Here is a 14,031-nt window from a genome sequence, read left to right on the forward strand (position 1 = left end):
CCACGGCGGCGTAGCGATATGAGTTCATCTGCGGCGGGCTGGTTTGTCATCTTGTTGGCATTGGTTTGTGCCAACCTGCCGTTCGTCAACCAGCGGCTGTTCGCGCTGATTCCGCTGCGCTTCGCCAGGAAGCCGCTGTGGATGAGGCTGGCTGAGTTGATCACCTGGTATGTGGCGGCAGGCCTGGCCGGCTTTGCCGTGGAAGCGGGGCTGGGCAACGCCTTCCCGCAGGGCTGGCAGTTCTACGCCATTACCGCCTGCATGATGCTGGTGTTCGCCTTCCCGGGCTTCACCTGGCAGTACCTCGTCAAACATCGCGCGGCTTGACAGCCGGGTAGCGAAGGCGCCCGGGCCGGCCGCGTCCGGACCCGGAGCTTTCATGAGCGACAAGATTGACACGCTGGACGCTAGCGAGATCGCCGCTGGCGGCGATCAAGGCCTGAAGGAAGTGTGCGTGGCGTCCGCCACGCTGCACACAGGCAAATTCCTCACTCTCAAGCAAGATATCGTCAAGCTGCCCGACGGCAAGCATGCCGGGCGGGAATACGTGCTGCATCCGGGCGCGGTGATGATGATCCCGCTGTTCGATGATGGCACCGTGCTGCTGGAGCGGCAGTACCGCTATCCGGTTGGCGAAGTGATGCTGGAGTTCCCTGCCGGCAAGCTGGATCCCCAAGAAGGCGCGCAGCGCTGCGGCGAGCGCGAGCTGCGGGAGGAAACCGGCTACAGCGCGCGGCGTTGGGATTACCTCACGCGCATCCATCCCGTCATTTCGTATTCCACCGAGTTTATCGATATCTTCCTGGCGCGGGACCTGACCGCCGGGCCGGCGCAGCTCGATGAAGGCGAATTCCTCGAGACGTTTATCGTGCCGGCGGGGCAGGTGATCGATTGGGTGCGCTCGGGGCGGATTACGGACGTGAAGACGATCATCGGGGCGTTTTGGCTGGAGAAGGTGGTGTCGGGGGTGTGGGAGGCGGGGGAGCAGGTGTTGCCGGGATAGAGGCGGGTGTGGGGAAGGGCAGAACCGTTGGCTCTTGTCCACACTTTGGATCTGTTTGATATGGCGTTGGCTTTTGGGTCCAAAAACCAACGCCGCTCAAAAAACAGCGACCAACCCCGCAAGGGCAATGTCGTACGCCACATAGGATCCAAAAACCATCTCCGCCCTAACAGCGTAAAATCCCATTTAGCCGTGTGATCGCAGCCATGCCTCGTCCCCCCTTTGCACAAGGCTCCCCACCAAGGGCATATGTAATGGCTGCAAAAAAATTAGCACGACCGTTCACAAAATTCCGTTTCGCGGATACTATAGCTTTCGACGGGCTGGAAACATCATGAAGGTGCTCGACCTGCGCTGCGCGCAAGACCATCGTTTCGAGGGCTGGTTTGCTTCGGAGGACGACGCGCAATCGCAGATTTCGCGAAATCTCGTCCAATGTCCGGTCTGCGAAGACCATGCCATCACCCGGCTGCCCAGCGCGCCGCGCCTGAATCTCTCGGGAGCGGCCGCCGCGCCGGCGGGCAAGCCAGCCGGGGCGAAGGCCCCTGCGGCGCCGGCGACACTGCAGTCGCTTTACCTGAAGGCGGTAAAGCAGGTGCTGGCGCGGACCGAGGATGTGGGCGAACGCTTTGCCGAAGAGGCCAGGCGCATGCATTACGACGAAGCGCCGGAACGCGGGATCCGCGGCACGGCGTCGCCGGACGAAGTGCAGGCCCTTGCCGAAGAAGGCATCGATACTTTCCAGCTCGTGGTGCCGGATGCGCTCAAGCAGACGGCTCACTGAATAGCGTCCTGTGCCCAAGGCAGTGTTCTTGCCGGCGCATGACGCGCTAGCTAGAACAAACTGCCGGTCTCACACCGGCATCACTGGAGACGGGCATGGATCTCAACTATTCGGCGTCCGACGATGCCTTCCGCGCCGAAGTGCGCGGCTGGCTGGAGGCCAACCTGCCGGCGGAAATCAGCAGCAAGATTCTGAACCACCGCCGCCCCAACCGCGACGACCTGGTGCGCTGGCACAAGCTGCTGGCGGGCCGTGGCTGGTCCGCGCCGCACTGGCCGGTGCAGTATGGCGGCACGGGCTGGAACGCCACGCAGCGCCATATCTGGGACGAGGAAAATGCCCGCGTCGGCGCGCCCGGCGTGCTGCCCTTTGGCGTGGCCATGGTCGCGCCCGTGATCATGAAGTACGGCAGCGAGGAGCAGAAGTCGTACTACCTCCCGCGCATCCTGGATTGCACCGACTGGTGGTGCCAGGGTTACTCCGAGCCGGGCTCGGGTTCCGACCTGGCGTCGCTGAAGACCCGCGCCGAGCTGACCTCGGACGGCAAGCACTACATCGTCAACGGCCAGAAGACCTGGACCACGCTCGGCCAGCACGCCGACATGATCTTCTGCCTGGTCCGCACCGATTTCGAAGCCAAGAAGCAAGAGGGCATCTCCTTCCTGCTGATCGACATGAAGACCCCGGGCATCACCGTGCGCCCGATCATCATGCTCGACGAAGAGCATGAAGTGAACGAAGTGTTCTTCGACAACGTCCAGGTGCCGGTGGAAAACCGCGTCGGCGAAGAAAACCGCGGCTGGACCTACGCCAAGTACCTGCTCGGCCATGAGCGCACCGGCATCGCCCGCGTGGGCAACTCCAAGCGCGAGCTGGGCTTCCTCAAGCGCGTGGCCAAGCAACAGCAGAAGAACGGCCGTCCGCTGCTGGAAGACCCGCTGTTCGGCGCCAAGGTTGCCGCGCTGGAGATCGAGCTGATGGCGCTGGAGCTGACCGTGTTGCGCGTGGTGTCGAGCGAGAGCGCTGGCAAGGGCCCCGGCCCCGAGGCATCGATGCTCAAGATCAAGGGCACCGAGATCCAGCAGATGCTGACCGAGCTGATGGTGGAGGCCGTCGGCCCCTACGCCCAGCCGTTCGACACCGCCTACCTGGAATGCGAACACGAACATGCAGTGACCGGCTACGACGACGCCGCGCCGCTGGCCGCTTACTACTTCAACTATCGCAAGACCTCCATCTACGGCGGGTCCAACGAAATTCAGAAGAACATCATCAGCCAGATGATCCTGGGGCTGTGAGGAGACACGCGATATGAACTTCAATCTCAGCGACGAACAGAAGCAACTGGCTGACGCCGTCCACCGCTTCATCGACAAAGACTACGATTTCGAGACCCGCAAGAAGGGCATCAAGGCCGAAGCTGGCCATAGCGATGCCGCCTGGGGCGCGCTGGTCGAGCTCGGCCTGACCGCGCTGCCGGTGCCGGAAGCGCAGGGCGGTTTCTCGGGCACGCCCATCGACATGATGGTGGTGATGCAGGAGCTGGGCCGCGGCCTGGTGGTCGAGCCGTACCTCGCCACCGTGGTTGCCGCCTACGCGCTCAAGCTGGCCGGCGGCCAGGACGCGCTGCTGGAGCAGGTTGCCGGCGGCGAGCTGAAGCTGGCCACCGCCTTCAACGAGCCGCATGCCCGCTATGCGCTCAACGACGTGCGCGTGACCGCCAAGGGCGGCAAGCTCAATGGCCGCAAGGTCGTGACCATTCACGGCGCGCAAGCCGGCAAGCTGGTCGTCTCGGCCCGCACCAGCGGCGCCGATGCCGACACCAATGGAATCTCGCTGTTCCTGGTGGACCCGAAGGCGGCCGGCGTCAGCATTACCGACTACCGCACCATCGACAACCTGCGCGCCGCTGATATCACCTTCAAGGACGCACAGGGCGAACTGCTGGGCACCGAAGGCGCGGCGTTTGCGCTGATCGAGCAGGTGGCCGACTACGCCGCCGTGCTGCTGTGCGCAGAGGCCGTTGGCGTGATGGACACGCTCAACGCCGCCACGCTGGAATACGCCAAGACCCGCCAGCAGTTCGGCGTGCCGATCGCGCGCTTCCAGGCGCTGCAGCACCGCATGGTGGAGATGTTCATCCACGCCGAGCAATCGCGTTCCATCACGTTGCTGGCCGCCGCCAAGTTCGATGAGGCCAGTCCGGAAGAACGCCGTCGCTTTGCCTCGGCGGCCAAGGCACGCGTGGGCCAGGCGGCTCGCTCGGTCGGCCAGGAGGCCGTGCAGATCCACGGCGGCATGGGCGTCACCGACGAACTGCCGGCGGCGCACATGTTCAAGCGCCTGACGCTGATCAACACCACCTTCGGGGATGTCGATCATCACCTGTCGCGCTTCGCGACACAGCCGGGCTTCCTGGAAACGGTCTGATCCAGGTTGAATCAAAAAACCGCGCCGGTTGTCCCAGGCGCGGTTTTTTGTTATGAATTGATCTCGTATTTTCTGCCGCGATTCTCGCGCCTCGCATCTCGCATTCATCGTTGACGGAGCGGTTCATGTCCACCCTGTATTTCGAAGATTTCGCCGTCGGCAGCAAGCGCGACCTCGGATCCCACCTGGTGACGGAGGAGGAGATCCTGACCTTCGCCCGCCAGTATGATCCCCAGCCCTTCCACATCGACAAGGAAGCCGCGCAGAAAAGCATCTACAAGAACCTGATCTCCAGCGGCTGGATGACCTGCTCGATCATGATGCGCCTGCTGGTGGACAACATGACCTCCAAGGCCGCCAGCATGGGCTCGCCCGGCGTGGATGAAATCCGCTGGCTCAAGCCGGTCTATGCGGGCGATACGCTGAGCGTGTCGCTGGTGGTGCTGGATGCGCGCGCTTCCTCGTCCAAGCCGGACCGCGGCGTGGTGCACACCCAGTGGGAAGCCACCAACCAGCGCGGCGAGCTGGTCTGCACCGTCAAGGGCATGGGCATGTACGGACGGCGGCCCGCCTGACGTTTCACAAGCATCATCCCGGCCATCCCGGCCACTAAAGACAACACGTACAACACGTACAACACGTACAACACGTACAACACGTACAACACGTACAACACGTACAACACGTACAACACGTACAACACGTACAACACGTACAACACGTACAACACGTACAACACGAAGCTACTGGTGATCACCAATGGATTCACGTCGACGTGGAGCGCGCCCGCCGCGAATCGCCGTTCGGCGGCCCGGTGGCGCATGGCTTCCTGACGTTGTCGCTGCTGCCGGCGTTCATGCACAACGCGCTCGATATGCCGGGCGTGAAGATGGGCGTCAACTATGGCCTGAACCGCGTGCGCTTTACCGCGCCGGTGCCGGTCGGCAGCCGCCTGCGCGCGCGCGTGAAGCTGCTCTCGGTGGAGCGCCTGGAGCCCCTGCCGAACGCGCCCGCGCTGGTCGGCGCCCAGTCCAACTGGGAAGTCACGGTAGAGCGCGAGGGCAGCGAGCGCCCGGTGTGCGTGGCGGAATCCATCAGCCGCCGTTACTCGTAAGCCTGACAGGCCGCGACGGCCGCCACGGCCGTCGCGGCCAGGTGGCGGCCATCCCAGGGCGCAGCTCAGGCCGGCGAACGCGCGGCCGCCATGTCTTGTGGCGAGGCCGCCAGCGCCTTTGCGGAGCGCTCGGGATTGATCCAGCATAAGCCAATCACGCCACTTGCCAGCAGCAGCAGGGCGTTGATTGTGAAGCCCGTTTCAAAGCCGCCGTTCATGCCATGGCGCTGCACCAGTTGCCCCACCACCGCCGGCGCCAGGATGCCGGCCAGCGTGATCAGCGCCGTGTGGATCGACAACACGCTGCCGCGCTGGCCCTCCGGCACGATCTGCGCGAGCATGGCCGGCGTCAGGGCGAATGCCACGGGCGGCAGGCATGCCGCCACGGCAATCAGCAAGGTCTTGGGCACCGGCGCCAGCGTGATCGATGCGATCGCCAGGTACACGCCGCCGCCTGCCAGCGCGGCCACCGAGATGAGCACGCCACGCGCAAGCCGCGACGATGCGCCCGCACGCAGCATGCGCTGCGACAACCAGCTAAGGATCAGCGTGACGGGCATGGCCGAGGCCACGATGGCCGCATACCAGCGCCCGGTGGTGACCGGGTCGAAGCCCAGGCCCTTTTCCAGGTAGGCGGGCAGCCAGGTCAGCCCCAGCGCCAGCGCCCAGTATGCGCAGAAGCCAATGGCCAGGCAGGCCAGCACGGTCGGGTCGCGGAAGATGCGCAGATAGGGCAGGCGCACGGGCGTGGCCGCGGTGCCGGCGCGTGGTGCGCTTGCCTGTGTGATCGGGCCCTCGCGACCCACGCAGAGCCACATTGCGCTCCACGCCATGCCGATGCCGGCCAGGATCATGAAATTGGCACGCCAGCCCCATCGTATCGTCACCAGCGGGATCAGCAGTCCCGCCAGCAGCAGGCCTACGGTGGCCCCCTGGTTGACCATCGCCACCGGCAGGTTGCGCTTGTGGTCCGGAAACCATTTGAACAGCGCGTGCACGGAGATCGGGAAGGCTGGCCCTTCGGCCGCGCCAAGCAGCATGCGGCACACCAGGATGGTCATGGCCGATCCCGCCAGCGCCAGCGGGACCTGCAGCACGGCCCACGACAAGCCCATCGCCAGCAGCAGCCAGCGCGCGGCCACGCGATTGGACAGAAAGCCGACCAGCACGGTGGATAGCGAGAACAGCCAGAAGAAGCTGCTGGCGATCAGGCCGAACTCGGCCGGCGGCAGCTTCAGGTCCGCCATCAGCGGCACGGCGACCATGCCCAGCACGATCTTGTCGAGGAAGTTGATCAGCGAAAGCCAGGTCAGCATCGAGGCCATGGCCCAGGCGCTGCGTGGCTGGTAGGACGCAAGTGTGTTCATCGGTCAGCCTTGGGATCGGTTCAACGTGTTGGCTTGGTGCTCGCTTGTGCTGGTGGTCGCAGAATCCAGGTGCTGCTCGATCAGTGCGAGCAGGCGCTCGGGCTGCTCCAGCATCACCAGGTGCCCGCTGTCGATCTCCGCGTAGCTGGCACCGCTGATCGCCGCGGCGAGCGCTTGGCAATGCGCCGGCGGCACCATCTGGTCGTGGCGCATGCCGATCACGAGCGTGGCGGCGCGGATGCGGGGCAACAGCGGCGTGATGTCGATGATGGCGTCGAGCCCGGCCTGGCGGTCGCTGCCGGGCGCCAGGCTCGCGCCGAAGCGCCGCAGCATGCCTTCGACGGTGGCGTCGTCCATGCACGCGATAAAACGCTCCGATACGCCATTGAGCAGGACCATGCGCGCCAGTTGATGGCGGTCCGACCGCGCCAGCGACTGCCACAGCGTAAACAGCAGGCGCATGCGGCTATCGGTCCGCGCCCAGGCGCCAAACAAGACCAGGCGCCGCACGCGCTCAGGCATCAGCGCGGCCGCGGTGGCTGCCACTACGCCGCCTAGCGAGTAACCGACCAGGTCCACGGGCAGGTCTCCCGCCAGCGCCATGCAGTCGCGCACCTGTCCGACCAGCGCATCGAGTGTCAGCGGCGCGCCGTCGTCACGGGTTTCACCAGAGCCTGCAAGGTCCAGCGCCAGGCAGCGCCTGCGCTGCGCGAGCCCGGGCAGCAGGGCGGCCCAGTTGGTTTCCGCGCTGGAACTGGTGCCGTGCACAAGAAGAGTCGGCCGTCCGGTGCCGGCCTCGATCAGGCTGGTTCGGATAGGCTCCGACGCGATTTCCAGGCGTTGCATGTCGAACTCCCTTGGGTTCTCTTGGCGGGCTGCGTGGAGACAGGCTTACTGGGCGGTGATGCCGCCATCGACCGTGAACTGCGAGCCTGTGATGTAGCTACCCTCGTCGCTAGCCAGCAGCAGGAACACGCCGACGATTTCCTCTGGCGTAGCCAGGCGGCCAAGGGGCGTGAAGGCTTCGATGCGCGCGCGTGCGGTGCCGCCACCGGCATCGCGCTGGTCCAGCGCGCCCTGGACCATCGGCGTGTCGACGAAGCCGGGGTGGATGGAGTTGACCCGCACCGGCGGCTTGAGCGTGGCGCCGTGCAGGGCGGCGGAGCGCGTGAGCAGCGTGACGCCGCCCTTGGCCGCGCAGTAGGCGGCAACCTGCGCGCCGCCCACCTGGCCGTAGACCGAGGAAACATTGACGATGGAGCCGCCCGCACCCATCAGCGGCAGCGCGGCGCGGCAGCCCAGGAAGACGCCGGTCAGGTTGACGTCGAGCGTGCGCTGCCAGTCGGCCAGCGTGCAATCCGCCACCGAGCCGCGCAGCGCGATGCCAGCGTTGTTCACCAATACGTCCAGTTTGCCGTGCCGTTCGCGCACCGCGCCCATGGCGGCTTCCCAGTCCGCCTCGCTGGTGACATCCAGCGTTTGGTAATGCGCTTGCACGTCTTGCGCCCGCAGCGCTTGCGCCAGGATGCGCCCGGCGGCATCGTCGATGTCGGCGAGCACCACGCGCGCACCGGCTTGCGCCGCCGCGCGCGCAAACGCCGCGCCCAGACCGGACGCGGCGCCGGTGACCATGACCACTTTGTCTTGCAGCCGCTGCATGTGAAGTCTTCCTCGAACGGTGGGTGTCAATGCAATCGATGTCGTCGATGTCGTCGATGTGGCAGGTGCCGGCGGCCGGGCAATGCCAGGGCCGCTCGCCGGCATGGCGCAGGACATAGCGCGCCTGGCACTCGAGCATGAAAATGAGGGAGACGATCTGGTCCGCGCCGGGCGTCGTTGACGCTTTCAATGGGCTGTCTCCGTCGTGCTTTTTCTGGGTAGTCGCGGCGCATGCGGCAACGCCGTGGCGCGCAATCGAGAGGCCACCTTAGAGCCGATTGCGGATTCGGGCAAGGCACGGCGCAACATGCGTGCCGCCATGTGCCCCAATCTGAATCAGCCGGCGGCGGCGCACAGGCTTGGTGCGTGACGCTTGCGCACTATCGTGGTGCGATGGGTGGCCTGGCGGCCCCTGGAGGCTCGCCAGGCCGTGTGCACAGCCTTGTATACAAGCTTGTATGCCATGGCATGCTAGTTGCAAAAGAAGTACCCGGGGTGCGTTGTTCCTTTATCCAACACGACAATCTGGGAGCTGCAATGAAAAGACGTGACATGCTGAAGCTGTCGGCGGTAGCCGCCGCGGCCTTGTTTGCAACGGCAGGCGTGAGCCCGCTGGCATTGGCGCAGTCCAAGGAGCCGATCAAGGTCGGTATCCTGCATTCGCTGTCCGGCACCATGGCCATTTCCGAGACTTCGCTCAAGGACGTGGCGCTGATGACCATCGACGAGATCAACAAGAGCGGCGGCGTGCTTGGCCGCAAGCTTGAGCCGGTCGTGGTCGATCCCGCTTCCAACTGGCCGCTGTTCGCCGAGAAGGCGCGCCAGCTGATCACCAAGGATAAGGTTGCCGTCACGTTCGGCTGCTGGACCTCGGTGTCGCGCAAGTCGGTGCTGCCCGTTTATGAAGAGCTGAACTCGCTGCTGTTCTATCCGGTGCAGTACGAAGGCGAGGAGATGTCCAAGAACGTCTTCTACACTGGCGCGGCGCCCAACCAGCAGGCCATTCCCGCGGTGGAATACCTGATGAGCAAGGAAGGCGGCGGCGCCAAGCGCTTCTTCCTGCTGGGCACCGACTACGTCTACCCGCGCACCACCAACAAGATCCTGCGTGCCTTCCTGAAGAGCAAGGGCGTGGCGGACAAGGATATCGAAGAGGTCTACACGCCGTTTGGCCACAGCGACTACCAGACCATCGTCGCCAACATCAAGAAGTTCTCGCAAGGCGGCAAGACCGCCGTGATCTCCACCATCAACGGCGACTCCAACGTGCCCTTCTACAAGGAACTGGGCAACGCCGGCCTGAAGGCCAAGGACGTGCCGGTGGTGGCGTTCTCGGTGGGCGAGGAAGAACTGCGCGGCATTGACACCAAGCCGCTGGTGGGCCACCTGGCCGCATGGAACTACTTCATGTCGGTCAAGAACCCGGAGAACGAAGCCTTCAAGAAGCAATGGGCGGCGTGGGTCAAGGCGAACAACTTGCCGGGCGGCGACAAGCGCGTGACCAACGACCCGATGGAGGCCACCTACGTGGGCATCCATATGTGGGCGCAAGCCGTCAAGAAGGCCGGCACGACCGATCCCGACAAGGTGCGTGCCGCGATGTATGGCCAGACCTTCAAAGCGCCGGACGGCTTCACCCTGACCATGGGCGAGAACCATCACCTGTACAAGCCGGTGATGATCGGCGAGATCAAGGGCGATGGCCAGTTCACGGTGGTGTGGAAGACGCCCAAGGCCGTGCGTGCGCAGCCGTGGAGCCCGTTCATCGCGGGTAACGAAGGCAAGCCGGACAAGGTGATGTAAGCAGGGCTCCCGCTTGGCGCTCTCCTGCTCTCCCGCTTGCCTCGTGGCTGGTGAGAGAGGGGAGGGCGCCAGGCAGTGTCTTTGCCTCTTCGCATGCTGTCCGCCGCTTCGGTGCGGTGGCGGCAAATCGTCACGCCGATCAAGGTGACGCGCGTGCTTCGCCGCGCGCGACTCGCAAACCTTATGCACCGACCCTTATCGCTCTCTCTCGCTTCACGGTTGCGCGCCATGCTGGCCGCGCTGCTCCTGCTGGCCGCGTGCCCGCTGTGGGCCGCGCCGCTCACGCAGGCCGACCTGAAGCCGCTGGCCGAAGACGACTTCGACGCCAAGACCGCCGCGATCACCGCACTGACCAAGGCGCCGGTGGCGCAGGCCGGCCCCATCCTCAAGGCCCTGCAGGACGATACGCTGCAGTATGCGCCCGGCGTCGGCATGGTGCGCCAGGACGGCGACAAGCTGGTGGACGCAATCAGCGGCACGCCGGTCACGGTCAAGCCCGATGCGCTCGAAGCGCTCACCCTGAACAACAGCCTGCGCGCCATGGTGGACAGTGCCGCCAGCAGCACGCTGCTGCAATCGCCCGATGCGGCGGTGCGCACGCAGGCCGTCAATACGCTGCTGGACCAGCCGGGCAGCGCATCGCTCCCGGTGGTGGAGGCCGCGCGCAAGGCCGAGGCCGATGCCGGCCTGCGCACCAAGCTCGATGTGATCTGGGCCAATATCGTGCTGGCCGATGGCAACCGTGACGATCGCCTCGAAGCCATCCGCATCCTCGGCCGCGACAGCAATCCGCAGAGCCGCCAGAAGCTGCAGCCGCTGCTGGAAAAGGACGCAGCCGGCAATTTTCGCGAGCCCGACGCCGAACTGCGCGGCGCCGCGCAGCAGGCGCTCGACGCCCTGCGCGGCGACCAGCGCCGCGCCGAGCTGATCGGCAATCTCTTTGCCGGCCTGAGCCTGGGCAGCGTGCTGCTGCTCGCCGCGCTGGGGCTGGCCATCACTTACGGCCTGATCGGCGTCATCAACATGGCGCACGGCGAATTCCTGATGATCGGCGCGTACGCCACGTACATGGTGCAGGGCGTGTTCCGCGCGCACTTCGCCAGCGCGTTCGACTGGTACCTGCTGTTCGCGCTGCCCGCATCGTTCCTCGCCTCCGCCGTGGTCGGCTTTGTGCTGGAGCGGCTGGTGCTGCGCCATCTCTACGGCCGCCCGCTGGAAACGCTGCTGGCCACCTTCGGCGTGAGCTTGCTGCTGATGCAGGCGGTGCGCACGCTGTTTGGCGCGCAGAACGTGGAAGTGGCCAATCCATCCTGGATGAGCGGCGGCATCGAATGGCTGCCCGGCATGGTGCTGCCGTACAACCGCATGGTCATCATCGTGTTTGCGCTGGCGGTGGTGGCGGTGGCCTGGGCGGTGCTCAACCGCACCCGCCTTGGCCTGTTCGTGCGTGCCACCACGCAGAACCGCACCATGGCGGCTTGCGTGGGCGTGCGCACCTGGAAGGTGGACAGCTACGCCTTTGCCTTTGGCGCGGGCATTGCCGGGCTGGGCGGCTGCGCGCTGTCGCAGATCGGCAATGTCGGCCCCGACCTCGGCCAAGCCTACATCATCGACTCCTTCATGGTGGTGGTGCTAGGCGGCGTGGGGCAGCTCGCGGGCACCATCATCGGTGCTTTCGGGCTGGGCCTGATCAACAAGTTCATCGAGCCGTTCTATGGCGCGGTGCTGGCCAAGATCTTTGTCCTGGTGCTGATCGTGCTCTTCATCCAGAAGCGCCCGCAGGGACTGTTCGCGCTCAAAGGGCGCAGCGCGGAGGCATGATGAAGACTTCACTCCCGAATCCATCCACGGCGGGTTTCCGGCTGGCCGTGCCGGAGCGCCAGCCGCTGTTCTCCGGGCGCAGCTGGACGGCGTTGCTGGTGATCGCATTGGTGGTGGGCATCGGTGTGCCGGTGTGCGCGCTGCTGGTGCCCGAAGGCCATCCCATGCATCTGTCGGCCTATGCGCTGACGCTGATCGGCAAGATCATGTGCTTCGCGCTGGCCGCGATCGCGCTGGACCTGGTGTGGGGCTACTGCGGCATTCTCAGCTTGGGCCACGGCTTGTTCTTCGCGCTCGGCGGCTATGCCATGGGCATGTACCTGATGCGCAGCATTGGCCGCGAAGGCGTCTACAAGAGCGATCTGCCAGACTTCATGGTGTTCCTCGACTGGAAGGAAATGCCGTGGTTCTGGCACGGCACCGAGCATCTTGGTTACGCGATGCTGCTGGTGGTGCTGGTGCCGGGTGTGCTGGCGTGGCTGTTCGGCTTCTTCGCTTTCCGCTCGCGCATCAAGGGCGTGTACCTGTCCATCATCACGCAGGCCATGACGTACGCCGCCATGCTGCTGTTCTTCCGTAACGAGACGGGTTTTGGCGGCAACAACGGCTTCACGGATTTCAAGCGCATCGCCGGCTTTGCCGTGGCTGCGCCGCAGACCCGCACGGCGCTGTTCGTGCTGACGTTCCTCGCCCTGCTGGCTGGCTTCATCGCCTGCCGCTACATCGTGACGTCCAAGCTCGGCCGGGTCGTGACCGCGATCCGCGATGCCGAGATGCGCGTGATGTTCTCGGGCTACAACCCGCTTGGCTACAAGCTGTTCGTGTGGACCTTTTCGGCCGTGCTGTGCGGCATCGCCGGCGCGCTCTACGTGCCGCAGGTGGGCATCATCAACCCGGGCGAGATGTCACCGGCCAATTCCATCGAGATGGCGGTCTGGGTGGCCGTGGGCGGACGCGGCACGCTGATCGGCCCGATCATCGGCGCCTTTATCGTCAACGGCGCCAAGACCATGTTCACGGCCTACTTCGCGGAGTACTGGCTGTTCCTGCTGGGCGCGATGTTCGTGCTGGTGACGCTGTACATGCCGGATGGCGTGATCGGCCTGCTCAAGCGCGCGCGTGCCATGCGCGCCAGCCCGCAGGCCGCGCCGGGCAACGCGGCGAATGCGCCGGCTGCCGCCACCCGCAGCGGAGGGGAAGCATGAACGCAGCACTGGGAGCACAACAGGCGGAAAGCGGAGGCACCACGGGCCTTGGCCGCGTCATGGAGCCGGGCGTCATCGACGTCTCGCATGGCCCCATTCTTTACCTGGAAGACGTGACCGTGCAGTTCGACGGTTTCCGCGCGCTGAACAAGCTCACGCTGTCGATCGACCACGGCGAGCTGCGCTGCGTGATCGGGCCCAATGGCGCTGGCAAGACCACCATGATGGACGTGATCACCGGCAAGACCGGGCCGCGCAACGCCAACGTGAGCGGTCGCGTGTTCCTCGGCCAGAGCATCGACCTGATGCGCATGACCGAGCCCAAGATCGCGCAGACCGGTATTGGCCGCAAGTTCCAGAAGCCTACCGTGTTCGAGCAGCACGAAGTGTGGGAGAACCTGGAACTGGCGACGAAGGGCGACAAGCGCTGGTTCACTTCATTGCGCGCGCGCCTGGGCGCCGAGGGGCATCGCCGCATCGAGGAAACGCTGGCGCTGACGGGGCTGGAGGACGAAGCTTATCGCCCGGCCGGCTTGCTGTCGCACGGGCAGAAGCAGCGGCTGGAAATCGGGATGCTGCTGATGCAGCAGCCGCAGTTGCTGTTGCTGGACGAGCCAGTGGCCGGCATGACCGATGAAGAAACCATGCAGCTGGCCAAGCTGCTCAACAGCCTGCGCGGCACCTGCTCGATGATGGTGGTGGAGCACGACATGGAGTTCGTCGCCGCACTGGCCGGCGATGCGGGCAAGGTGACGGTGCTGGCCGAGGGCAGCGTGCTGGCCGAAGGCACGCTCGACGCCGTCAAGCGCGAAGAGCGCGTGATCGAATCCTATCTTGGCCGCTAG

The 14,031-nt window shown here is 65.2% G+C and carries 13 protein-coding genes and 1 pseudogene; 11 read left to right on the top strand and 3 right to left on the bottom strand.

Going from position 1 to position 14,031, the window contains the following annotated elements; genetic code table 11:
* Window positions 1-18: 18 nt before the first annotated feature.
* From AC1DQR_RS10065 to AC1DQR_RS10095, 7 genes and pseudogenes are all read left to right on the top strand, one after another.
* Window positions 19-327, top strand: coding sequence for a DUF2818 family protein (locus AC1DQR_RS10065; RefSeq protein ID WP_416048012.1), 309 nt, complete (start codon window positions 19-21; stop codon window positions 325-327).
* A gap of 52 nt (window positions 328-379) precedes the next feature.
* Entirely contained in the window at window positions 380-1,003 is a 624-nt protein-coding gene (locus tag AC1DQR_RS10070; protein ID WP_416048013.1) for an NUDIX domain-containing protein, read from the top strand.
* 334 nt (window positions 1,004-1,337) lie between these two features.
* The gene (locus AC1DQR_RS10075; protein ID WP_150983760.1) at window positions 1,338-1,787 is read left to right on the top strand and encodes a DUF1178 family protein; all 450 of its coding nucleotides are present in this window, start codon (window positions 1,338-1,340) and stop codon (window positions 1,785-1,787) included.
* A 95-nt stretch (window positions 1,788-1,882) separates the two neighbouring features.
* Window positions 1,883-3,085, top strand: coding sequence for an acyl-CoA dehydrogenase family protein (locus tag AC1DQR_RS10080; protein ID WP_174422901.1), 1,203 nt, complete (start codon window positions 1,883-1,885; stop codon window positions 3,083-3,085).
* Between the two features lie 13 nt (window positions 3,086-3,098).
* A complete protein-coding gene (locus AC1DQR_RS10085; RefSeq protein WP_477132944.1) occupies window positions 3,099-4,217 on the top strand; it encodes an acyl-CoA dehydrogenase family protein in 1,119 nt (372 codons plus the stop codon).
* 125 nt (window positions 4,218-4,342) lie between these two features.
* Window positions 4,343-4,792 (top strand): MaoC family dehydratase, encoded by a 450-nt coding sequence (locus AC1DQR_RS10090; protein ID WP_043344764.1) that lies wholly within the window; start codon window positions 4,343-4,345, stop codon window positions 4,790-4,792.
* 104 nt (window positions 4,793-4,896) lie between these two features.
* Window positions 4,897-5,331 (top strand): annotated as a pseudogene (locus AC1DQR_RS10095) (MaoC family dehydratase); the annotation flags it as partial.
* Between the two features lie 65 nt (window positions 5,332-5,396).
* Here AC1DQR_RS10095 and AC1DQR_RS10100 read toward each other — a convergent pair.
* The 3 genes from AC1DQR_RS10100 to AC1DQR_RS10110 are packed head-to-tail and all read right to left on the bottom strand — an operon-like array spanning window position 5,397 to window position 8,357.
* On the bottom strand, window positions 5,397-6,698 hold the full coding sequence (locus AC1DQR_RS10100; protein ID WP_416048014.1) for an MFS transporter: 1,302 nt from the start codon (window positions 6,696-6,698) through the stop codon (window positions 5,397-5,399).
* A 3-nt stretch (window positions 6,699-6,701) separates the two neighbouring features.
* A complete protein-coding gene (locus tag AC1DQR_RS10105) occupies window positions 6,702-7,544 on the bottom strand; it encodes an alpha/beta fold hydrolase (protein WP_416048015.1) in 843 nt (280 codons plus the stop codon).
* Window positions 7,545-7,589: 45 nt separating this feature from the next.
* Window positions 7,590-8,357: an SDR family oxidoreductase gene (locus AC1DQR_RS10110; RefSeq protein WP_477132945.1), complete on the bottom strand. Its 768-nt coding sequence runs from the start codon at window positions 8,355-8,357 to the stop codon at window positions 7,590-7,592.
* Between the two features lie 537 nt (window positions 8,358-8,894).
* Here AC1DQR_RS10110 and urtA point away from each other — a divergent pair.
* The 4 genes from urtA (at window position 8,895) to urtD (ending at window position 14,031) form a co-directional block, all read left to right on the top strand.
* Entirely contained in the window at window positions 8,895-10,160 is a 1,266-nt protein-coding gene (gene urtA, locus AC1DQR_RS10115; RefSeq protein WP_150983768.1) for an urea ABC transporter substrate-binding protein, read from the top strand.
* A 183-nt stretch (window positions 10,161-10,343) separates the two neighbouring features.
* Window positions 10,344-11,981 (top strand): urea ABC transporter permease subunit UrtB, encoded by a 1,638-nt coding sequence (gene urtB / locus AC1DQR_RS10120; protein WP_416048017.1) that lies wholly within the window; start codon window positions 10,344-10,346, stop codon window positions 11,979-11,981.
* Window positions 11,981-13,186: an urea ABC transporter permease subunit UrtC gene (gene urtC / locus AC1DQR_RS10125; RefSeq protein WP_416050453.1), complete on the top strand. Its 1,206-nt coding sequence runs from the start codon at window positions 11,981-11,983 to the stop codon at window positions 13,184-13,186. Before urtB ends, urtC begins: the two co-directional genes overlap by 1 nt.
* Window positions 13,183-14,031 (top strand): urea ABC transporter ATP-binding protein UrtD, encoded by an 849-nt coding sequence (gene urtD / locus AC1DQR_RS10130; protein WP_416048018.1) that lies wholly within the window; start codon window positions 13,183-13,185, stop codon window positions 14,029-14,031. The genes urtC and urtD overlap by 4 nt, the downstream gene beginning before the upstream one ends.

Source organism: Cupriavidus sp. 05L411 (assembly GCF_056398045.1).

Bases quoted from the DNA above. Each gene is read 5' to 3' on its own strand.
- AC1DQR_RS10065 (WP_416048012.1), top strand. From the start codon at position 19: ATGAGTTCATCTGCGGCGGGCTGGTTTGTCATCTTGTTGGCATTGGTT.
- AC1DQR_RS10070 (WP_416048013.1), top strand. From the start codon at position 380: ATGAGCGACAAGATTGACACGCTGGACGCTAGCGAGATCGCCGCTGGC.
- AC1DQR_RS10075 (WP_150983760.1), top strand. From the start codon at position 1,338: ATGAAGGTGCTCGACCTGCGCTGCGCGCAAGACCATCGTTTCGAGGGC.
- AC1DQR_RS10080 (WP_174422901.1), top strand. From the start codon at position 1,883: ATGGATCTCAACTATTCGGCGTCCGACGATGCCTTCCGCGCCGAAGTG.
- AC1DQR_RS10085 (WP_477132944.1), top strand. From the start codon at position 3,099: ATGAACTTCAATCTCAGCGACGAACAGAAGCAACTGGCTGACGCCGTC.
- AC1DQR_RS10090 (WP_043344764.1), top strand. From the start codon at position 4,343: ATGTCCACCCTGTATTTCGAAGATTTCGCCGTCGGCAGCAAGCGCGAC.
- AC1DQR_RS10100 (WP_416048014.1), bottom strand. From the start codon at position 6,698: ATGAACACACTTGCGTCCTACCAGCCACGCAGCGCCTGGGCCATGGCC.
- AC1DQR_RS10105 (WP_416048015.1), bottom strand. From the start codon at position 7,544: ATGCAACGCCTGGAAATCGCGTCGGAGCCTATCCGAACCAGCCTGATC.
- AC1DQR_RS10110 (WP_477132945.1), bottom strand. From the start codon at position 8,357: ATGCAGCGGCTGCAAGACAAAGTGGTCATGGTCACCGGCGCCGCGTCC.
- urtA (WP_150983768.1), top strand. From the start codon at position 8,895: ATGAAAAGACGTGACATGCTGAAGCTGTCGGCGGTAGCCGCCGCGGCC.
- urtB (WP_416048017.1), top strand. From the start codon at position 10,344: ATGCACCGACCCTTATCGCTCTCTCTCGCTTCACGGTTGCGCGCCATG.
- urtC (WP_416050453.1), top strand. From the start codon at position 11,981: ATGAAGACTTCACTCCCGAATCCATCCACGGCGGGTTTCCGGCTGGCC.
- urtD (WP_416048018.1), top strand. From the start codon at position 13,183: ATGAACGCAGCACTGGGAGCACAACAGGCGGAAAGCGGAGGCACCACG.